Source organism: Prochlorococcus sp. MIT 1303, assembly GCF_001631965.1.
Taxonomy (GTDB): domain Bacteria; phylum Cyanobacteriota; class Cyanobacteriia; order PCC-6307; family Cyanobiaceae; genus Prochlorococcus; species Prochlorococcus marinus_D.
Genome location: NZ_LVHK01000037.1, coordinates 60,073 through 79,785, shown reverse-complemented (window position 1 = coordinate 79,785; position 19,713 = coordinate 60,073). Strand labels below are relative to the sequence as shown.

The following is a 19,713-nucleotide window of genomic DNA, read 5'->3' as shown; positions in this document are numbered from 1 at the left end:
TGATTTTGATTGAAAGAATTATAAATCACGCTTTGAACAAAGCCTGACGATTGCCTCAAGAATTCCACAAGCTTTAGAATTAGAGAAATGCGTTCCTATTACAATAATATTTTAATTTATCAGCAAATCAACTCTTTGTCTTTGCGACTTATTGCAAAATATAGCGATGTTAGAGTTGGTTTCAGATTAATATCAGAATGTATTTTGTCGAAAAGCATCTGATTAAACTGATACTTTATCAGATCCATTCACTTTTTACCATAGACCGGAAGTTTGACAGCTTAGACTAGCATCTAGCCTCACCTTTCTGAAGGCCAAATAAAACATAGCCGTAATATAATTACTTGTAATTACAGACCAATACCTATATCTAACATTTATAAATTAAGCAATATTTTAGTACTTATCATGAAGGGAAATCTATGCCTATGATCTATCTGATTAGATTTAGACTAATTTATAATGTACACAATTGTTAGTAACTTTATTGAATAGCCTTGCAAAGAAATACTTTACTTATGCAGCGCTTTCTTTATAAGCCCTTTTATTTATGAAAGCTTGGTGCAGGCCTTGGCAACAGCTTTTAACTTGATCTAACGCCCAAGCCGATTACATAAGCCAGATCGAAATTGATTCTTTACAGAATCTTTTCCGGTTTAGTTAGACGTGTTGAACCCATTCATTCAGCACAAGGTCAGAGCCATGGCTATCAAGGATGACACCAATGGTCATCGATGCGCCGCTAACGCCTTCACAAGCCTGTCAATAGGCCTCTGTGGGGAATTTTACGGAATACCCCTTGAATAGCCTCCCTAGAGGCTCCCAGGGCCAATCTTGCTTAATGGCTATGAGGTGTTGCATGGATATCGCAAGCACAGCTAAAGCAACAAAAGCCAAAATGCTTCTGCATCCGATGTGACCAAGCTTCACCAAAGATTCCTTGGCAAACACAGTCGGAAAGAGCTCTGTGCCTTCGTAATCAACTGCTATCACTGACTTTATAGAGCTGTAGCTCCACTGTTTGTGCATAGGAGTCTGCCGAAGTAGTGGCACATTTTTCTTCGAGATGGTTGACGGATGACGGGGGGCAGGCGTTAAAGGTCAATCAGATATGCCTCCTCAATGGATTGGGAGTTCACAGAAGACGCCGCCTTCCTTGCTCTTTGCGATGCCTTTCGCGAAAGTGGTGAATCGTCGGCTATCGAGTTCCTCGCTAATGGGGAAGGTGCTTTTCACTTCCATGAACTGACCCAAAACGCTGCAGGCGAAGGACTTGACCTCAGCGACTCAGGTTCTCTAGACGATTTTCAACAGGAAGTGATCGATACAATGGAGGCGCTTTGCCAGGATTAGACCAGGCAAAAAGCTCGCTTCTCATGGGATATATGATTGTCCTGAAATTGAAAAGCAGGATTCTTTTTTCAAATTGCTGAATAAAGGCTTTGCAGTTTAGGCACTGAAATATCTAGCCTTGCTGTGAAGAGTAACCAGAGCCGTTGTGCTCTGCTCAGGGTGTAGCTGATCATTTGGATCCATTGTCAAACCGATTAAGTCGGCTTTTAACCAATTCAATTGTTGGCGAGAATCGCCAACGTTTGGGCAGGCAGGGTAGCCGAATGAAAAGCGACTGCCTCTGTAGCGCTGTGCAAGTACATCTTGCAAAGTTTTAGGCTCGTCTGATTTAAATCCACACTCACAACGTATTCGTGAATGCGTCCATTCGGCGAGAGCCTCAGCCAGTTGAACTGCAAGTCCATGAAAAAAGAGATAGTCAGTATATGCATCTGATTCAAATAACTTCTGCGCAAAAATACTCGCATTCTCGCCCATTGTTACAGCTTGCATAGGTAAAATATCCTTAGGCAAGCCGCCTTCAAGGTCTCTATAGAAATCAGCAATACAATATCTATTACCACCTTTTTGGCGTGGAAGATTAAACTTGCCAAGCAGACTTTGGCCTTCACTATTGAAAACTAAAAGATCATTATCTTTCCGACCACAAGGGAAATACCCATATGCGACTCCAGGATGTAAAAGTGACTCGTTACAAATTCTATGGAGCCAATGTTGCAATATTGGTTCTATTTCATCATTAATATACTGATCATATTGCTCACGAGATTGATCCTTTCTCTTGCGTATTTGCCATTGCCCTGAAAATAAAGCGTTTCGGTCTAGATATTGAATGATCTCGTCAAGAGGAATTTTGTCTAGTTTCAGATGTTTTGAACCAAGGAATGGAGGAGTGACTGCGTCTTCTTGGCTGACTTTTTCAGAACGATTAGTATTAACTGCTAAATTAATATCTTGGATGTTCTTTTGGTTTTCCTCTTGAGGATCTTCGTCATTGCTTGAGTGAGGTGAATCAGATTCAGTAGATTGCCCTCCTAGTGTCAACCCATCAGGAGTGCCGTCAAGAAACCCTCTACAATCATCCCAACGATCATTAGAAAGTGCCTTGACATAGGCGTCCATAAACCTTAGATCTGTAAATGCATCCTTGCCATAAATAAGCTTCCCTTTATAGACTTCGCTGCAATCGTGGTTTACAAATCTAGGGGTCAGAGCTGCACCACCTAATATCACTGGAACGGTAATACCAGAATCATTAAATTCCTGAAGATTGCTCTTCATGAATGCTGTTGATTTTACCAGTAGTCCACTCATGGCAATACAATCTGCCTGGTGTGTCATTTGAGCATTTATAATTGAAGCTGCGTCCTGTTTAATCCCTAAGTTAATCACCTCATAGCCATTATTTGTTAAAATAATATCAACTAGATTCTTGCCAATATCATGTACATCGCCTTTTACTGTAGCAATTAGGAATTTTGCTTTAGATGATTTATCTCCTGCTGATTTTTCCATATACGGTTCAAGGTAAGCAACGGCTGCCTTCATCGTTTGAGCTGATTGAAGAACAAAAGGGAGTTGCATTTTTCCTGAACCGAAAAGCTCTCCAACAACCTTCATTCCATCCAGAAGAAATGTATTGACAAGTTGTAGAGGCTTGTACGATTCCAAACCTTCATCGAGGGCTTCATTCAGGCCAATTCTCTCTCCATCAATAATGTGTTGCTTGAGTCGATCTTCAACAGGTAAATCAGCCAATGAAGGCCCTGAAGCACGCGCTTCCTTAGTGCTAACCCCTTCAAATAGACTCGTTAGCTCTGTTAAAGGATCGTAGGTACAGATCTCATTTTCAAAACGTCTATGGTCATTTATTAAGTCACGACATATCTTTTGTTGTTCATCACTTACTTTATTGAGAGGTAGAATTTTTGCAGGTGAAACTATAGCTGCATCCATTCCAGCATCAGTACAGTCATGAAGAAATACCGAGTTTAGAGTAATTCTGGCAGCTGGAGATAATCCGAAGCTTACATTAGAGACACCTAGAACAACATGTACTGCCTCTAGCTCTTCTCGAATGACTCGTATTGCTTCTATTGTCTCAAGGCCATTTCGCCTATCCTCTTCGATACCAGTTGAAATTGGCAGAGCAAGTGGATCATAGAATATTTCATGAGCAGGTATGCCATATTCAGTTGCATCACGATAAGCTCGTTTTGCAATCGCGACCTTTTGCATCGCTGTTCTTGCCATACCATTCTCATCGATTGTGCCAATGACTAATCCAGCACCATATTTTTTCGCTAGATCTAAAACCTTGAAGAAACGTTCCTCTCCATCCTCGTAGTTTGTGGAATTAAGTATACATTTACCACCTGCAACCTTTAGCCCTGCCTCCATTTTCTGCCATTCTGTTGAATCGAGCATCAATGGAAGATTAATGTTAGTTACGAGTCGGCTAACAAGTTGATTCATATCTTTCTCACCATCACGCCCAACGTAGTCGACATTAACATCAAGAACATGAGCATTCTCTTTAAGCTGCCCTCGTGCAAGACCAACAAGACCATCCCAGTCTTCACTATTCAATAGCTCTCTAACTTTCTTTGAACCACTTGCATTTAGACGTTCACCAATGATCAAAAATGAATTGTCTTGGTGATAGGGAGTAATTCCATAAATTGAAGCAGCTGATGGTTCATACCCGAAGAGTTGGCGTTGCTGTTCGTTTTCATCTTGTCGACATGGTCTTTCAGCAGCACGCATCTCTTTTGCAAGTTCTGCTAATGCAGAAGTGTGTTCTGGAGTTGTACCGCAGCATCCCCCTATGACTTGAACACCAAGATCCTCAACAAAATGCATGAGTTGCATTTTTAGTTCCAGTGGCTTTAATCTGTAATGAGCAACCCCGCCAATATTTTCTGGTAGACCTGCATTGGGGATGCAACTAATTGTAAAAGGTGAGTGTTCTGACAGATAGCGTATATGTTCCTTCATTTGTTCAGGACCAGTAGCACAATTAAGACCAAGAATATCTATAGGGAATGGTTCTAGAATTGTCACAACAGAAGCGATGTCTGACCCCAAAAGCATCGTTCCTGTGGTTTCCATTGTCACTGAAACCATGATAGGGCGACGTTCATTAGCTTTTAAGAATGCACATTCTATTCCTTGCAAAGCGGCCTTGATTTGTAGGACGTCCTGGCAAGTCTCAACAATAAAAAGGTCAACGTCTCCTGCTAATAGTCCCTCTGCTTGTTCTTGGAAGGAGTCACGCATCGTGTCAAATGCGATGTGTCCAAGTGTGGGCAACTTTGTTGTTGGTCCGATGGATCCTGCGACAAAACGAGGTTGATCTTTTGTGCTGTATTGAACTGCCATTGATTTTGCTAACTGTGCAGCTTGTCTATTCAGTTCAAATGCCTGGTCTTCTAATCCATATTCCGCAAGAACAATGGAAGCAGCACCAAAGGAATTTGTCTCAATGACATCGCAACCTGATTCAAGGAATTGGCGATGCACCTCCTTCACTGCGTCTGGTCGAGTAACGACAAGATTCTCATTACATCCTTCTAGTAATGCACCACCAAAATCATCAGCACTGAGATTCTGTTTTTGCAGGGATGTACCCGTGGCACCATCAAATACAAGAACAGGACGTTCTGACGAGTGGAGGCGTGCCAAAAAAGCTGATTCTGGTCTGGTGATATCCAATGGTCCTGCTGTCATCCTGTCTCTCATGCTTTGATGCGATCCTAGATAGCCCCTTACTGATAGATCGGTTGCTCTTCTCAAGAATCAGTCATTAGTCATACAAATACGTGTTATCCAGTGCTCATAATCCTTATCACGTCCTTGAGTTATTTCGATTAGACGGTCTCGAAGAGCATTCATAATCGGTCGTTCTGTAGCCAATATGGTTGATTCAATCTGACGTATTGGCGTGATTTTTGCAGCTGTTCCCGTAAGGAACACCTCATCAGCAATAAATAGTTCCGTTTTGTCCACAGGGCGTTCAATCACAGATAGGCCCATCACCCGTGCCAGCTCAAGGACACTGGCTCGCGTGATCCCTTCCAAAATGTCTTGATCAACACCGGGGGTAATCAACTGACCATCCCTGACCAGGAATAGGTTCATGCCACTTGCTTCACTGATCTTGCCTCTGCTATTGAGCAACAATGCTTCATCGAATCCACTTAAGACCGCTTCCGTTTTCGCGAGAGAGCTTGTGATGTAAGCACCACTGATCTTGCCTCGTAGCGGCAGTGAGCGATCCTCTTGGCGCGTAAAGCTACTGATCCGGCAGCTCACGCCTTCTGGAGATAGGTAGTCGCCAAGTTCTAGACCATAGATAAGGAAGTCAGTTTCAATATTGTGGAGTCGAGGGGCAATGCCTAGATCACTGGTATAGACGAATGGTCGCAGGTAAATGGGAGTGGTTGGTCGATTCGCCTGCAACATTGCTTCAAGCGCTGAGAGAATTCTTGTCTCGCTGAGTTCCGTCAGCAACAATCGAGCACTTTGACTGAGTCTTTTGGCATGACGGTCTGCCCTAAAGAGCAACATGGTGTTGCTGTTTTGGGGATCAGGTATGGCACGCATGCCTCCGAAAGCGCCTGTGCCGTAGTGCAAAGCATGTGTGGCAACAGAAATCTTGGCCTCTTCGAATGGAACACAAGCTCCCTGGAACCAGGCATAAGGCAGGAACTGATGCATTACTTGGATAGGGCCCTAATGGCCAAATCTTCTCATTACCTCGTCTCATACGTGGGATTTTCCATCAAAGAATGAGCCAATGCATCGTTTAGCAAGCCTGCCAGGTGAAGGACCAGCCGAGGAGGTGCTCCTCGTTGAACAACCACAGGCACAAATCCTTCTACTGACAAGTGCGAGAACAGATATTTCTACTCTTGCCTCTGTTCTTGAATTTCCATCACAGCAGGCATGGAAGGGTCGTATTCGCGCGCTGCCTCTCGCCGCTCTTTCCCATCCAGCTCAGGTTGATCACTATCTCTCTACGACGGCAGCTAAAGCCCAGCTCATCGTTGTTCGCCTTCTTGGTGGTCGGGGTCACTGGAGCTATGGGCTTGAACAACTTGGGATTTGGCAACAACGAGCCTCGCCTCGTCAATTGCTGATTCTTTCTGGCACTACTGATTTGGATGTTGAGCTTCATTCCCTCGGAAGCCACCCCATCCCATTGGCTGATCGGCTCGCAGAGCTGATGCGTGAAGGTGGTGTGGACAACATGGTGATGTTTCTTCGAGTCATTGAGCAACTTCTCGTAGGCACTCCCATCGATCTTGATCAGATCGTGTTGAAGGCGATGGTTGACCCTTCACCTTGGGATTGGCGACATGAAGATGGGCCCAAGGTGGGAGTTGTGCTGTATCGCGCCCTTTCTCAGGCTGGAGATCTTGCCTTTCCAAAAGCCCTTAATACGCAACTTCGTGCACAAGGGTTAGTCCCGCGTGCTCTCTGGGTCAGCAGCCTTAGAGATCCTGCCGTTCAGCAAGGCGTAAAACACCTGCTTAAGCAACAGAACGTCGCTGCAGTGATGACGACCACCTCGTTTGCCTCAGTGCAGTTTCAAGAAGCTGGGCTTGGTTCAGATCTATGGGAGGCCTTGGATGTACCGGTTGTGCAAGTACTCAGCAGCGGTCGCACCCGCAATGAATGGATCAACAGCAGTAGAGGGTTAGACCCTCTAGATCTTTCATTGCAAGTCGTTCTGCCAGAACTAGATGGGCGGATCACTTCTCGGCCTGGTGCTTTTCGTTCAACTGTGCAGGCGAATGCCTCACTCGCAACAGCTGTACAGGTCATGGAGCCTGATGATGACGGACTGGCATGGGCGGTCAGTCATGTAAAGGCGTGGATCAAGCTTCAACAATCTCAGCCAAACCAACGACGCATCAGCCTTGTTCTGGCCAATTACCCCGTCCGTGATGGGCGACTGGCTAATGGAGTAGGGCTGGATACTCCTGCAAGCACAGCGTCCATTTTGGGATGGTTACAAGAGAGCGGACATGACCTCGGTTGCAATCCGATTCCTGCCGATGGTCAGGAGTTGATGAAATATCTACTCAGATCGCGAACCAATGATCCAGAAAGTCAAAACCGACAACCACTGTCATACCTCTCACTTTCACAGTATTTGAAGTGGTGGAAAACCTTACCAGTAGAAGCATGTGAGCCGATTATTAAACGTTGGGGGGTACCTGAACAAGCTGAGGATCTCGAAGCCGATGGTTTTGCTATTCATGGCATGCTTTTTGGCCAGGTCGTGGTATTGATTCAGCCGAGTCGTGGCTACGACAGCAATGAAATTACTGACCTTCATTCACCCGATCTACCACCACCTCATCGATATCTCGCTCAATATCTTTGGATGCGAGAGGTACATGCAACCAATCTGTTGATTCACGTTGGCAAACATGGAAGTGCCGAATGGTTGCCAGGTAAAGGTGTCGGTCTTAGTCAATCCTGCTATCCAAATCTTGCTCTTGGAGCAGTACCACATGCTTATCCCTTCATTGTTAATGACCCTGGAGAGGGATCTCAAGCCAAGCGTCGTGGAGCTGCTGTGATTATTGATCACCTCACCCCACCCCTTGGTCGAGCCGGGCTTCATGGAGACTTACTTAGGCTTGAGTCTTTGTTGGATGAATATGTCGAGGCTACACAGCTGGGTGCGAAACGAGTACCAAAACTAGAGGAAGAATTGTTGAATCTTTTGCGCTTAAATAATTTTCCTGGGCTTCCGGAAGTCTTCGATAAATCAGAAAGTTGCCGTGATCTACTGATCACAAGTTTTGAACAAGCTGAGGCCTATCTTTGTGAACTTAAGGAGTCTCAAATTCGCACAGGGTTGCATCGCTTTGGTCAAGCACCATCTGATAAGAGTGCTATTGAACTTCTTCTAGCAATAGCACGGTCACCTTCTTCGGATCAGCCAGGACTAACACAAGCCATCGCAAGGCAACTCGAATTGAACTTTGATCCCTGGTGTGATGAAGAAGGTGAGTTACTTTCTAACCATGACAGTAAAGTTTTAATCAGCTTTGGCCTTGATAAGGCTCGAAGAAAAGGCGATGCAGTGGCCTGGATAGAAGAACAAGCTTACATGTTTTTAAATGTTCTTCTAGGCAAAAAGCAGATTGAAAATAGGAAGGGCAATGATGAAAACTTACTTGTAAAGCCACTACGAGATTGGCTCAAGTCTGCTAAAAGTGACCCCTTAATTTCACGAATCGAATATGATCTCTGGCCTCGCCTTAACACTAGCCCGAGGAAAGAATATGAAGCACTCCTAAAAGCTGTTTCTGGACGCCGTATAGCAAGTGGCCCTTCTGGAGCACCAACTCGTGGCCGCCCGGAAGTTCTTCCTACTGGCCGAAATTTTTATTCAGTGGATCTGCGTGGACTACCTACAGAAGCAGCTTGGGACCTGGGGCAGCGAAGTGCTGAACAGTTGTTGGACTTACATCTACTTGAGCATGGTGAGTCACTAACTCATCTTGCTCTTTCTGTATGGGGAACAGCAACCATGCGAAATGGCGGCGAGGACATTGCCCAACTGCTGGCATTGATCGGTGTTCGACCTGTTTGGGATGGTCCCAGTAGGCGAATGATTGATCTAGAGGTGATCCCCTTAAGCCTTCTTGGACGTCCAAGGGTTGATGTGGTGCTAAGGATCTCAGGTCTCTTTCGTGACGCATTTCCCCAACTTGTGAGTTGGGTGCATCAGGCTCAAAAACTTATCTCAAATCTAGAAGAAGATGAAAAATTTAATCCCTTGGCCGCAACCACGCGCAAGCACGGACCCCAAGGCAGAATCTATGGCTCTGCTCCAGGGGCATATGGCGCGGGGCTTCAAGCATTAATTGACTCTGGCTCTTGGGAGGATCGTTCCGATCTTGGCGAGGCCTATTTGAGCTGGAGCCAATGGCGATATGACGGTGCATCTAATCCAAGCCTTGATCGAGAGGGTCTTGAGCGCAGCTTGCAGGATGTGCAGGTCGTGCTTCACAACCAAGACAATCGCGAGCATGATCTCCTCGATTCAGATGATTACTACCAATTTCACGGTGGATTAGCAACTGCTGTAGAAGTGATCTCAGGTCAACGTCCTGAACTTTGGTTCGGAGATCATTCTCGACGGGAGCGTCCAAGGCTAAGTCGACTTGAACGGGAAATCGACAAAGTTGTACGTAGCCGATTGTTGAATCCACGTTGGATCGATGGTATGAAACAACATGGATACAAGGGAGCTTTTGAAATGGGCGCAAGTTTGGATTATCTTTTCGCTTATGATGCAACGACTGATCGTATTCCAGATTGGTGTTATAGCGCTCTATGTGAGCAATGGCTAGAAGAAAAAGATATTCAACGTTTCCTCCATGACAATAATCCATGGGTTCTTAGAGATATGGCCGAACGCTTATTGGAAGCCGCAAACCGTGGCATGTGGGAGTCAGCATCACTCGACAAGATAGCAATACTCAAACAACTTGTTTATACCAGTGAGGCTCAGATTGAATCAAAGCCCGACGACTTTTTGCCGGCTAAATGATCCCCTGAATAATAATACTGATTTTTTCTCTAACCATTGTATTCGATGCAAATCCCACTTGACTTTTTAAACTTAAGGGGCAATATTGATAGCAGTGAGAACAATTTATCAAAGGAGAAATTGATGAGTAAATACCTTGCGGCTTATTGTTTCCTCGCTAGTCGGCTCACTGCTAAGGCTGTAATCATTTCAAGCTCTGGATAAGTAATGCATCCAGTTAAAAAGGTTTAAGAAACTCATCATGTAACTAAAAGCTTTATAAAGCAAGGCCTGGTATCCATTGGAAAATGAAAGCCTATCTTTTGATTCCATCGACTAACAATTGAGATTTATTATTAATAAAGGCCATGATTTTTTTTGATGTTGGCAGGGGTTATTAATGCCAAGCTAATGCCATCAGGTAAAACCTACTTGTTGCCTTATTTGTAATCATGTTTCAGCGATTCTATTTATTACAAGTTCTTATCCTAAGCATGAAAAAAGACCATTGATCGATCAATGTTTCTATGCATAATCTGAAAACAATAGTCATGTTAATGAGCTAGATGGGATTTAGCGTCCGCTGAGGTCAAATCCATGAGTATCAGTGCCACATGTACGCATTAACCCAAGACCCTGCAACTGAAGATCGATTGCTTCACATATCAATGGTGTTGGATGCCAATTAGTCTGAAAGTCATAGTCATACCATGCCTCTCCAGCATCGAAGCCAAGTTCAGCGGCTGCATCTATAAGAAGTTCATGCCGCACGCGGTATCGAGCTGGATGGGCTAGCACTGCCAATCCTCCTGCCTCATGAATCGCCTCTTTTACAGCTTTAGCCTGTAATGATCCCCCGGTTGCAGAGTTATTTTGGCAATAGATGTGAAGAGCACGATGCCCAACCTCAAAGCCAAGAGCCAGGACATGGACAAGACATCCTTTCAACAAGCAACTGATTTCTAAACCACTCCAAAGTCTTGGAACCGGCAATCCTTGATCACCTCGCCTAGCAAGCCATTCCTTCATGGGATGATGGGCCTGAGTGCTGTGGTGATCTGTGACCGCTATATGTTGCAAACCCCTTTCGCTTGCTTGCGCAATTAAAAGCTCTGGCTCAAGGCTGCCATCACTGCAAATAGTATGACAGTGAAAATTCATAGTATTTGGACAACTCTCAGAACTAACACCCAAGAGGATTTCCCTTAGAGGATGAGAAACATCAGCCATTATTTAGCGGGCTTTCTAATTGTCGACTAAGCCTTAATCGTCTCCATCGCGCATAAAACTGAATTGATGCCGCCATAAACAGCACAAGGCCAACGATCAACCAAGTAGCTGCACCTGTTGGAAACTGGTTTTTGAAGACAACCAGCATCACTACTAGCACTAAGAATAAAGTTGGAAGTTCATTTAGGGCACGAAGCTGACGGCCGCTCCAGCTGCATTCCCCGCGATTCAACTGACCCATTAGCCGATAGCAGAAAATGTGGTAGGCGATTAGCGCAGCCACCAAAGCAAGCTTTGCTTGCATCCAAGTTTGATTGAGCCAACTCGGTTGAGTGATCAGCAATCCAACAGCCATGGAAACGGCAAGAATCATCCCGGGAGTGGTGATGATATTTGCCAATCGACGCTCCATCAGCGTGTATTGCTCTTCAAATGCTTTTTTGACAGTTGGTTCCAATTCAGCTGCTTCCACGTGATAGATAAACAAGCGCACAAGATAAAAAAGGCCCGCGAACCAAACAACAACCCCAACAATGTGGAGAGTTTTGAACCACAGGTATGCCTCGGGCGGAAAGGTCATGGATAACTATCAGCAGTCTGCTGAGATGAGGTAGTAATGAGAATTAAAAAAAGTGATCCGTCTTGATCAGGCAACCTCCTCCAACGCCTTATCGGCTTCAGGGTGGAAATAGGTCCAAACCTGAAAGGCAAGTGCTGGTCCAAGCCCTGGTGCCTGACTAATTTGCTGGACGCTAGCCAACTGAATAGCATCAATGGATTGAAAGTGTGCAAGAAGGTCACGAACACGCCTAGGCCCAAGTCCAGGGATGTCTGTAAGCCGCGATCTGTTCATTCTTACCCCTCTTTGTTGGCGGTGATAACTCACGGCAAAGCGATGTGCTTCATCCCGAAGCCGCCTTAAAAGAACGACACCCAACTGATCAGGATCAGAATCCAATGGTTTGCTTTGTCCAGGTACAAAGATCTGTTCATGTTTCTTAGCCAATGAACAAACGATGAGATCCTCATGAAGGTCAAGCTCGCGTAATGCTTCCATGACTGATGAAAGCTGACCCTTACCGCCATCAATCATCACCACATCAGGCCAATCATTGAGACCATCTGTCTGCAAGGTGCTGCCACTGCAGCGCTGCAGGTTTTCAAAATCTGATCCTTCTTGCTTCACCCTTGCCCAACGACGAAAGCGACGGCGCATAATCTCAGCCATCGCCATGAAGTCATCGCTATGGCCAGATTTGATACTACTACTTTTAATTTTATACTTTCGGTAATGCTGTTTAGCGGGTAGCCCATCGATAAATACAACCTGTGATGCAACAGCATCACTTCCTTGGATATGACTAATATCATATCCTTCGATTCTTCTTGGCAGTGTCGTGAGTTCAAGCAACTGGGCAAGATCCTCTGTTGCCAATTCCTGTTGCTGCTGCCCACTCTTCGCACGAGATAATTCAAATGCTGCATTGCGTTCAACAAGTTCTATCAACTCTGCTTTTGCTTGGCGTTGAGGACAACTGATTTGAACACGCCGACCGCGTTGCTCACTGAGCCAGTCAATTAGTAATTCTTGCTGAGGTAATGAGTATTGAACAAGAATTTCTGGCGGGACTTCTACAGCATCTACTTGACTGTAATGTTCTTCGATAACTCGCTGAAGTACACTTCCAAGAGTTTGATCGACTGCATCAGCAGTAAAGCCAAGACGATTAACAAGTTTACCTGCACGCATCTGAAAAAGCTGAACTGCCGCAACCCTATGATCGCTTGCAATGGCAAGTACATCTCGGCTTACGCTTGAATCTGGTAAGCTCATCTTCTGTTCTTCTGTAAGTTGTTCTAATCCTTTAATCTGATCCCTTATGTTAGCGGCTGACTCATAGTCCAATCGATCTGAATAACGTTCCATTTGCCTCTCAAGCAAAACCTTAAGTTCTTGATTCCTGCCCTGAAAGACCATCGCAACTTTGCGAAGAACTTGATGATAATCCTTTGGTGTGATCTTCTGCTGGCATACGCCAGGGCAACGTCCAATTGAATAGTTAAGGCAGGTACGATCCTGGTGCAATGGCCGTGGTCGTTGTCTCAGCGGGAACGAACGTTTGACAAGAAATAAGGTTCTACGCAATAGTCCTACATCTACATATGGGCCATAGAAGCGATCATTCTTATTTCGGAAACGTCGCCTTCTTGTGATAAAGATACGTGGATACTCCTCACTCCATGTAATGCAAATATAGGGATATTTCTTGTCATCTTTTAACAACACATTGAAATGTGGCTGTTGATTTTTGATCAGGTTAGATTCAAGAACTAAGGATTCAGCCTCGCTATCAGTTACGATAAATTCAATCTCAACAATTTGTCGCACCATCAATCGAATACGAGGCCCATGATCACTACTACTTCGGAAATAACTTCTTACTCGATTTCGTAAACATTTTGATTTACCCACATATAACAACCTGTCTTCTCCATCACGCATGAGATAACAACCAGGTTCAGCTGGAATCTCCTTAAGCCTTTGCTCAAGTCTTTTTTCATCCTTTAGAAGGATTGTGCGCTGAGAAGCGTTGGTCAAATTATTTTCAACCGCCGTATGACCAACCCGTTGAAGCGAGGTTAAGCGCATCCCCATCCTGATTGAGATGGGCTGACCTCACTTCTCCGACGAACACAGTGTGATCACCATGGACGACCTGGCCCACAAGTTCACACTCAACTCCACCTATAGCATCCTCTAGTAGGGGTAGACCCAATTCGCCATAACGAAAGGGGGCTGACTCAAAGCGGCCTCCCATCGCCGACTGAGGCTTAAAGAAAACTGCCGCAAGTTCTTTCTGATCAGCCCGAAGCACATTGAGCGAGAAATGCTTGGTTCGCTCGATGATTCCATGACTGCTTCCCTCTGATCGAACTGCCATAACAACAAGGGGAGGTTCGAACGACCCCTGAGTCACCCAACTTGCTGTAAAGCCATTGATTTCATCACCTTCACGGACTCCACAAATAAAAAGACCATGGGGGATTTTGCGAAGCAAAACCTTTTTCGCTTCTAGATCCAGTGCCATTGAGAATCTCATCAGATCTACCAACTCTAAGCAGCACCTCACTGCATAGGATCCAGAAGTGGTTTGATTGGATCATGAGGGCCCTTTACCCAGGCAGCTTTGACCCTTTAACACTGGGTCATCTGGATTTGATTGAGCGTGGCTGCGCACTCTTCGGCGAGGTTGTGGTAGCGGTTTTAAGCAACCCTGCCAAAACGCCAGCATTCACCTTGCAACAGAGATTTAACCAGATTCATGTGGCTACAGCACATTGCAAGGGCGTAAGCGTGATCAGCTTTGATGGCCTCACAGTGAGATGTGCTCGTCACAACCAGGTTGATCTGATCCTGCGTGGTCTTCGTGCGATGAGTGATTTTGAGTATGAGCTCCAAATTGCTCATACAAACCGCTCCCTGGCTCCAGATTTTGAGACAATCTTCCTTGCGACTGCAGCTCATCACAGCTTTCTCAGTAGTTCTATGGTGAAGGAAGTCGCCCGTTTTGGTGGCAATATTGATCACATGGTGCCTGAGGTGGTGGCACAAGACCTCCACAGGTTATTTAATTGAGCTTTAAAACTAAAATTGTGATGAGCGAGCCTAGGTTCACCGTTCTCGAACAGCTCGACCAACTCGAAGAGATAGTTCTGGAAGGCAGCCGTATTCCCTTTAGTGGCTCTCGCCTAGTGAATGAACAGGAAGCGGTCGAAGTGCTTGATGCCGTTCGAGAGACCCTTCCTGGGCAAGTGAACCAGGCCGATCAGTTGCTCCAAAAACGTGATGATTTCATCACAACTGCTCGAAAACAAGCAGAAGAGATTGTTCAGCAGGCCAATCAACAGCGCGAGCAGTTAGTCAATGCAGCTTCCATTCGTCAAGAAGCGGAAAAACAGGTTGCCGAGCTTCGTGATCAGAGTCGCCAACAATGCGAACAGCTGCTACAAGCAACCAGGCAGCAATCTGCTCAGCTGGAACATGAGATGCAGTCGAAACTTGCTCAGCTTGAGCAGCAGTTCGCTAGCCGTCGTCAGCAACTTGAGCAGGAGGCCCTGGAGCGTAGACAACAACTGGATCGTGAAGCCATTGATATCAAGAGGCAGCTGACCGAACAGCACGAACGCAACCGTCAACAAGCAATCCAAGAACTAGATCAGATCAGATCAGAGGGATCACGACTCCAGAAGGAAGCTCAGAACGAAGCTGAACGGCTACATAACGATGCTCTTCAGTTCAGGCAGCAAACTCACCAGCAATGTGAGTCACTTATTCAGCGCAGTCGTCATGAAGCCGCTGGTGTCCAGGACGGTGCAAACCGTTATGCCGAACAGACCCTTGGAGAACTTGAGCAGCGCCTCAAAGAAATCGCTCAAGTCATCATTGCTGGTCGCCAAGAGCTGGTGAAAATCCAAACCATCAGCAGTCATGAAAGTCGCGGTTCAACTGATCAACACACAGACAAGGCCGTGCCGATCAACCGGGGGCGTAGAGCTAATTCGAAGTTGAGAGCGATGAAGAACACGGGCTGAAGCGTTGGGTAGCCTTCAACAACAAGCCGATTGTTCTATTTGCTGAGCTGGCGCCATTAGCTATTGCACTCACGTAGCGTGGTCCATCTACTGTCTCAAGAATTCCTGAGATAGAACGCACTCCATTGAGAGTGCCTGTTTTTCCCCAGAATTTCCCTTCTAGGGAAGTACCTCTAAACAGTTTGCGCAACGTTCCACGCTGTCCTGCGATGGCCATTGAGGCTTGATAGTAGGGAGCAAGAGGGTGATGTCCCATACGCATCAACAAAGTCGCCAGAGTTTGGCTGCTCATTCGGTTGTTCCTTGAGAGCCCGCTGCCGTCGGCTATGCGTAGCCCTGTCAGAGGAAGATTCTGTCGTTGCATCCAGCGCATAGCCTCCCTGGAGGCAAGCCTCACATCCCAGCTTTCTGCGGCGTGTCGAAGCAGCACCTCTGCCGTGAAGTTATGGCTCTCCGCATTAGCAAGACTCACCAAGGCATGCATCGGTGCGGAATCTTCCTCATGAAGAAGAACGGACTGGGCAGAACTTTTCTTCACCTGGTCGTGGTTGACAAGGCTTAAATGAGCTTTGCCCCCCTGCCGATGTATTTCGCGCTCTAGCAAGCGTTGTAAACGACCAATTGGATTGGTCACAGCCACATCAAGTGCATTGCTTGTTAGTGCAAGACGGGTGATCGGTGCTCCATAGGCATAAATGCGGTCAGCTGGGTGCCAATCACTTGGCCACCAGCGTTGTTGAGGCTCCTCACGGATCATTAATTGGAGATCGTCGTGTGAACGAAACGTGCGCGAACCACCCTGACCAAGAGCTGCCATCGCAAAGCGTTGTATCTCTGTGACACCTAGATCAGGATCTCCTTCACCACTGATTTCAAGTACCCCATCAGGGCGTCGCAATAGTTGGGTGCGTAACTTGAAATCAGGGCCGAGCTTATCGAGCGCAAAGGCCGTTGTAATCAACTTCTGATTGGAGGCTGGAACTTTGGCAACAGTTCCGTTGATGTCTGCAAGGAGCTGACCGTGACGATCTACGACGCTCACGCTCCATGCCGATGAGCCCTGGCCGAGTAAGGATTTGAAACTCCTTTGCAAGGAAGGGCAGAGTCGCCCAGATTGAAGAGAAGGCCAGCCCTGGACGGCAACTGGAGGGGGTGGTGAAAGAACAGTTGGGGCTGCATTCACATTAGAACCGATCAGGATTCCCCCAGCTCCAAGAATTCGGATCAACAATTGAGAATGGGTTCTCTTAGTGATCTGGAAACTTGCAGGGATAATCTTCATTGAAAACTGACACCACTCACGGTTCCGTTAATTCGATAGCTGGATCCCTCTAGCTCAACTGGTGTGCCAATTTTGAGTTTTGTTCCAGCTAACACAACTCCCGTCTTGGAGACTGTGCCGTCACCTTCAAGTATGAAGCGAGCATCAAGAATACTGTTGGCAGCCAAATTGGGATCTGTTGCGATGACGACAGAGCCGTCTGGCTGGACCGCCACGAGCTTGCTTCTGAGGTCTTCGATGCCCTTAAGTTTCAGTGAACCGGCAGGCTGATTGCGAATAACGATACTTGTGCTGCCCTGGGCCAAGGCCGCTTCGATTAGTGCATTGGGCTCAGCTGTAGGCACGTTGCGAACATCGACAGAAACCTGCACAGGCCTCATGAGGCCTGTCGCCCTGGCCAATGAATGACTTAACTTCGGACTCCACAACACACCCCCCAGAGCGATGAGTGCCACGATTGCGGCAATCCCATCAATAGGGGTGAATTGTTTCAAAAGGGTTGGGCGACTCATAAAAACTCTTCAGAGCTGCACCATACGGAGACCGATCCGATTGATCAAGTCAACCATTGGTCTCTCAAGCGATGCAAACAATGAACTGATTACTGTTGTCTGCCTGATATCCGCTTGATCTACTAAGTGCCAACAAGAGCAGCGTCGATGGCTTCAGCATCTGGACGCTGGTCGAAGGAAGTGGTCTCTCGATACCCATCAACATCAGCACGAAACAAGATCCATTCGCCTGGGTGCGAACGCATCAACGCACCAGACTCCAATGGTTCAAGCCAATAGGCCTTACGCCATAAAGATAAAAATCCTCGTCTACGTTGTCTAGCAACGCCTCCAATTCCTACAGCACTATCTTCCAAACGGCCGTTCAGCATGACAACAGCACCTGAATGTTTGTTGCAGAGGAGTTCAAACTGCTCATAATCGCTGGGTTGTGGTGCAACAACCAAAAAGATACGATCATCATCATTTACATTCTTCTCAGCGAGTAAATCATTGATTGAATAGATCTGATTAGCAAGTTCAGGAGCATTGTGTTTAGCCAGCGCTGCACCACCCATATCAGGCCAAACAAGAACAATCTCAAACCCATCTTCTTGCAGATTCTGCATCAGGCGTAGAGCCACGGGCATCAATTTCAAGCCCTCAAACTTCAAATTCACCTCCCATCGCCCCAGGGGTTGATCCTTTAAAGAGGTTTGTAGAGCCTCCAAAACCATGTTCTCGGCAGCGAGGAGGTCAGCGGGAAGAGTTTTTATCACAGGGTGGGATGGATGATTTAAGGATTAGAAGTAAGGCTCATTCTGGCGATGCTGCTGCAATCATGGCCTGCTCCAGAAGATCAGGGATCTGATCCAACTGTGTTTCGTCTAACCATGACCCCAGAGAGAAACGTAATCCTGACTGAAGCCACTCAGGTTTGATCTGCATGGCCTCCAGGACAGCACTGTTTTTAGGTTGCCCTGCCATACAGGCACTACCGCTACTTGTTGCCACGCCAAGTCGTGAAAGTTCTCGCACAACTGCTCTACCAGAGATGGGCTGGTCATCTCCTGATCCCACAAGCATGGATATATGGTGAGGCAAACGATTGATTGGATCGCCGGTGAAGTGAAGTCCAGGCAAGGTCTGCAGGTTGATTCTTAACGCGTCACGCATTCGTTGAACTTTCATCTGATCGGCCAGCTCAACATCAGCACACCCTGACCTGGATAGTTTCAATTGTTCGAGGGCCATCGCCATCCCTGCTGCTAAGGCAACAGATTCAGTACCAGCCCGAAGCCCCTGTTCTTGGCCACCACCACCCTGCAAAGGTTGTAAAACATCTATCAATTCAGGTCTTAATAGAAGCAAACCAATTCCCTTAGGACCCTGAAACTTGTGTGCTGATGCGCTAAGTAAGTCTATTGGCAGATCAGCCCAATGCAGTAGTCCCTGACTAAGAACTTGAGTGGCATCAGTGTGAAAAACAATGCCCCTTTCCCTACAAGCTAAGCCAATCGTCTCAATCGGTTGAATGGTACCGACCTCACTTTGTCCCCAGATGATTGAGACCAATCGTGTTGGCGGAGCAAGCATCAGATCTAGATCCTCAAGTTTGACGCGACCTAGTGGATCAACAGGCCAGTAACACACCTCCCAGCCCTCACGCTTGAGGACCTGAGCTGCAGCAAAAACAGCAGGATGTTCTACCGCTGAAATCACTAGACGGCCCGACTGCATGGAACGAGCCATGCCCAAAAGGCCTAAATGAATAGATTCTGTAGCTCCCGAGGTCAAGACCAGCTCGGTTGAGCTAGCCATTAGGCATGAGGCAATCTTCTGACGACTGCGTTCAAGTAATTCAGCAGCGATCAGGCCTGGGCCATGAAGACTCGAGGGGTTACCCCAGGCACTCTCCTGAACTTCAAAGATGCGTTGAATCACCTCTGGTCGAGGCGGAGTCGTTGCACAAGCATCCAGATATATTTCAGATGGGCACGAACTAGAACTGTCCATCCTTTCCTAGACCGATGCGAGTGTGATGCCCAAATGCATCAAAAGCAGGAGCGATCAAGCTCTCTAACAAGATACTAGTTAAACAATCATTCACCGTTTTAAGGGAATCAACCTCAGGACTATTATCTTATCCAAGATAGGAGTCTCTATAAATTCAAGAGCTATAAATGTTTGTAGACTATTCGATGTCT

At 46.4% G+C, this 19,713-nt stretch carries 14 protein-coding genes; 4 read left to right on the top strand and 10 right to left on the bottom strand.

Annotated elements, in window-relative coordinates:
- Positions 1 to 1,122: 1,122 nt before the first annotated feature.
- Positions 1,123 to 1,353 carry a hypothetical protein gene (locus tag PMIT1303_RS04400; RefSeq protein ID WP_011130108.1) on the top strand — a complete coding sequence of 77 codons (231 nt, stop codon included), beginning with the start codon at positions 1,123 to 1,125 and terminating at the stop codon, positions 1,351 to 1,353.
- A gap of 96 nt (positions 1,354 to 1,449) precedes the next feature.
- Here the strand turns inward: PMIT1303_RS04400 and metH are convergent, their stop codons facing one another.
- Entirely contained in the window at positions 1,450 to 5,094 is a 3,645-nt protein-coding gene (gene metH / locus PMIT1303_RS04395) for a methionine synthase (protein WP_063397671.1), read from the bottom strand.
- A 57-nt stretch (positions 5,095 to 5,151) separates the two neighbouring features.
- On the bottom strand, positions 5,152 to 6,072 hold the full coding sequence (locus PMIT1303_RS04390) for a branched-chain amino acid transaminase (protein WP_063397670.1): 921 nt from the start codon (positions 6,070 to 6,072) through the stop codon (positions 5,152 to 5,154).
- A 79-nt stretch (positions 6,073 to 6,151) separates the two neighbouring features.
- On the opposite strand from PMIT1303_RS04390, the gene cobN reads away from it, so the two are divergent.
- Complete coding sequence (gene cobN, locus PMIT1303_RS04385; protein WP_063397669.1) at positions 6,152 to 9,931, top strand: cobaltochelatase subunit CobN; 3,780 nt, start codon at positions 6,152 to 6,154, stop codon at positions 9,929 to 9,931.
- A gap of 552 nt (positions 9,932 to 10,483) precedes the next feature.
- On the opposite strand, the gene PMIT1303_RS04380 is transcribed toward cobN, so the two are convergent.
- The 4 genes from PMIT1303_RS04380 to PMIT1303_RS04365 form a co-directional block, all read right to left on the bottom strand.
- Positions 10,484 to 11,140 (bottom strand): PHP domain-containing protein, encoded by a 657-nt coding sequence (locus PMIT1303_RS04380; protein WP_063397668.1) that lies wholly within the window; start codon positions 11,138 to 11,140, stop codon positions 10,484 to 10,486.
- Positions 11,133 to 11,720 carry a protoporphyrinogen oxidase HemJ gene (gene hemJ / locus PMIT1303_RS04375; protein ID WP_011826132.1) on the bottom strand — a complete coding sequence of 196 codons (588 nt, stop codon included), beginning with the start codon at positions 11,718 to 11,720 and terminating at the stop codon, positions 11,133 to 11,135. Before hemJ ends, PMIT1303_RS04380 begins: the two co-directional genes overlap by 8 nt.
- Positions 11,721 to 11,786: 66 nt before the next feature.
- Positions 11,787 to 13,790, bottom strand: a complete 2,004-nt coding sequence (gene uvrC, locus PMIT1303_RS04370) for an excinuclease ABC subunit UvrC (RefSeq protein ID WP_063397667.1) — start codon at positions 13,788 to 13,790, stop codon at positions 11,787 to 11,789.
- On the bottom strand, positions 13,747 to 14,229 hold the full coding sequence (locus tag PMIT1303_RS04365) for a flavin reductase family protein (protein WP_041374810.1): 483 nt from the start codon (positions 14,227 to 14,229) through the stop codon (positions 13,747 to 13,749). The genes uvrC and PMIT1303_RS04365 overlap by 44 nt, the downstream gene beginning before the upstream one ends.
- A gap of 74 nt (positions 14,230 to 14,303) precedes the next feature.
- Between PMIT1303_RS04365 and coaD the strand changes: the two genes are divergently transcribed.
- The gene (gene coaD, locus PMIT1303_RS04360) at positions 14,304 to 14,777 is read left to right on the top strand and encodes a pantetheine-phosphate adenylyltransferase (protein WP_011826135.1); all 474 of its coding nucleotides are present in this window, start codon (positions 14,304 to 14,306) and stop codon (positions 14,775 to 14,777) included.
- A 20-nt stretch (positions 14,778 to 14,797) separates the two neighbouring features.
- Positions 14,798 to 15,733 (top strand): hypothetical protein, encoded by a 936-nt coding sequence (locus PMIT1303_RS04355; protein ID WP_063397685.1) that lies wholly within the window; start codon positions 14,798 to 14,800, stop codon positions 15,731 to 15,733.
- On the opposite strand, the gene PMIT1303_RS04350 is transcribed toward PMIT1303_RS04355, so the two are convergent.
- From PMIT1303_RS04350 to PMIT1303_RS04335, 4 genes are all read right to left on the bottom strand, one after another.
- Complete coding sequence (locus tag PMIT1303_RS04350) at positions 15,696 to 17,015, bottom strand: D-alanyl-D-alanine carboxypeptidase/D-alanyl-D-alanine-endopeptidase (RefSeq protein ID WP_063397666.1); 1,320 nt, start codon at positions 17,013 to 17,015, stop codon at positions 15,696 to 15,698. The genes PMIT1303_RS04355 and PMIT1303_RS04350 overlap by 38 nt on opposite strands.
- Complete coding sequence (locus PMIT1303_RS04345) at positions 17,012 to 17,527, bottom strand: DUF4330 domain-containing protein (RefSeq protein WP_063397665.1); 516 nt, start codon at positions 17,525 to 17,527, stop codon at positions 17,012 to 17,014. Before PMIT1303_RS04345 ends, PMIT1303_RS04350 begins: the two co-directional genes overlap by 4 nt.
- Positions 17,528 to 17,649: 122 nt before the next feature.
- Positions 17,650 to 18,285: a DUF1995 family protein gene (locus PMIT1303_RS04340; RefSeq protein ID WP_074159200.1), complete on the bottom strand. Its 636-nt coding sequence runs from the start codon at positions 18,283 to 18,285 to the stop codon at positions 17,650 to 17,652.
- 37 nt (positions 18,286 to 18,322) lie between these two features.
- On the bottom strand, positions 18,323 to 19,522 hold the full coding sequence (locus PMIT1303_RS04335; protein ID WP_063397664.1) for a cysteine desulfurase family protein: 1,200 nt from the start codon (positions 19,520 to 19,522) through the stop codon (positions 18,323 to 18,325).
- Positions 19,523 to 19,713: the final 191 nt, after the last annotated feature.

Coding starts and splice junctions, on each gene's coding strand:
- PMIT1303_RS04400 (WP_011130108.1), top strand. CDS start 1,123: ATGGATTGGGAGTTCACAGAAGACGCCGCCTTCCTTGCTCTTTGCGAT.
- hemJ (WP_011826132.1), bottom strand. CDS start 11,720: ATGACCTTTCCGCCCGAGGCATACCTGTGGTTCAAAACTCTCCACATT.
- cobN (WP_063397669.1), top strand. CDS start 6,152: ATGCATCGTTTAGCAAGCCTGCCAGGTGAAGGACCAGCCGAGGAGGTG.
- PMIT1303_RS04380 (WP_063397668.1), bottom strand. CDS start 11,140: ATGGCTGATGTTTCTCATCCTCTAAGGGAAATCCTCTTGGGTGTTAGT.
- metH (WP_063397671.1), bottom strand. CDS start 5,094: ATGAGAGACAGGATGACAGCAGGACCATTGGATATCACCAGACCAGAA.
- PMIT1303_RS04365 (WP_041374810.1), bottom strand. CDS start 14,229: ATGGCACTGGATCTAGAAGCGAAAAAGGTTTTGCTTCGCAAAATCCCC.
- PMIT1303_RS04390 (WP_063397670.1), bottom strand. CDS start 6,072: ATGCATCAGTTCCTGCCTTATGCCTGGTTCCAGGGAGCTTGTGTTCCA.
- PMIT1303_RS04355 (WP_063397685.1), top strand. CDS start 14,798: ATGAGCGAGCCTAGGTTCACCGTTCTCGAACAGCTCGACCAACTCGAA.
- uvrC (WP_063397667.1), bottom strand. CDS start 13,790: ATGCGCTTAACCTCGCTTCAACGGGTTGGTCATACGGCGGTTGAAAAT.
- PMIT1303_RS04345 (WP_063397665.1), bottom strand. CDS start 17,527: ATGAGTCGCCCAACCCTTTTGAAACAATTCACCCCTATTGATGGGATT.
- PMIT1303_RS04350 (WP_063397666.1), bottom strand. CDS start 17,015: ATGAAGATTATCCCTGCAAGTTTCCAGATCACTAAGAGAACCCATTCT.
- coaD (WP_011826135.1), top strand. CDS start 14,304: ATGAGGGCCCTTTACCCAGGCAGCTTTGACCCTTTAACACTGGGTCAT.
- PMIT1303_RS04335 (WP_063397664.1), bottom strand. CDS start 19,522: ATGGACAGTTCTAGTTCGTGCCCATCTGAAATATATCTGGATGCTTGT.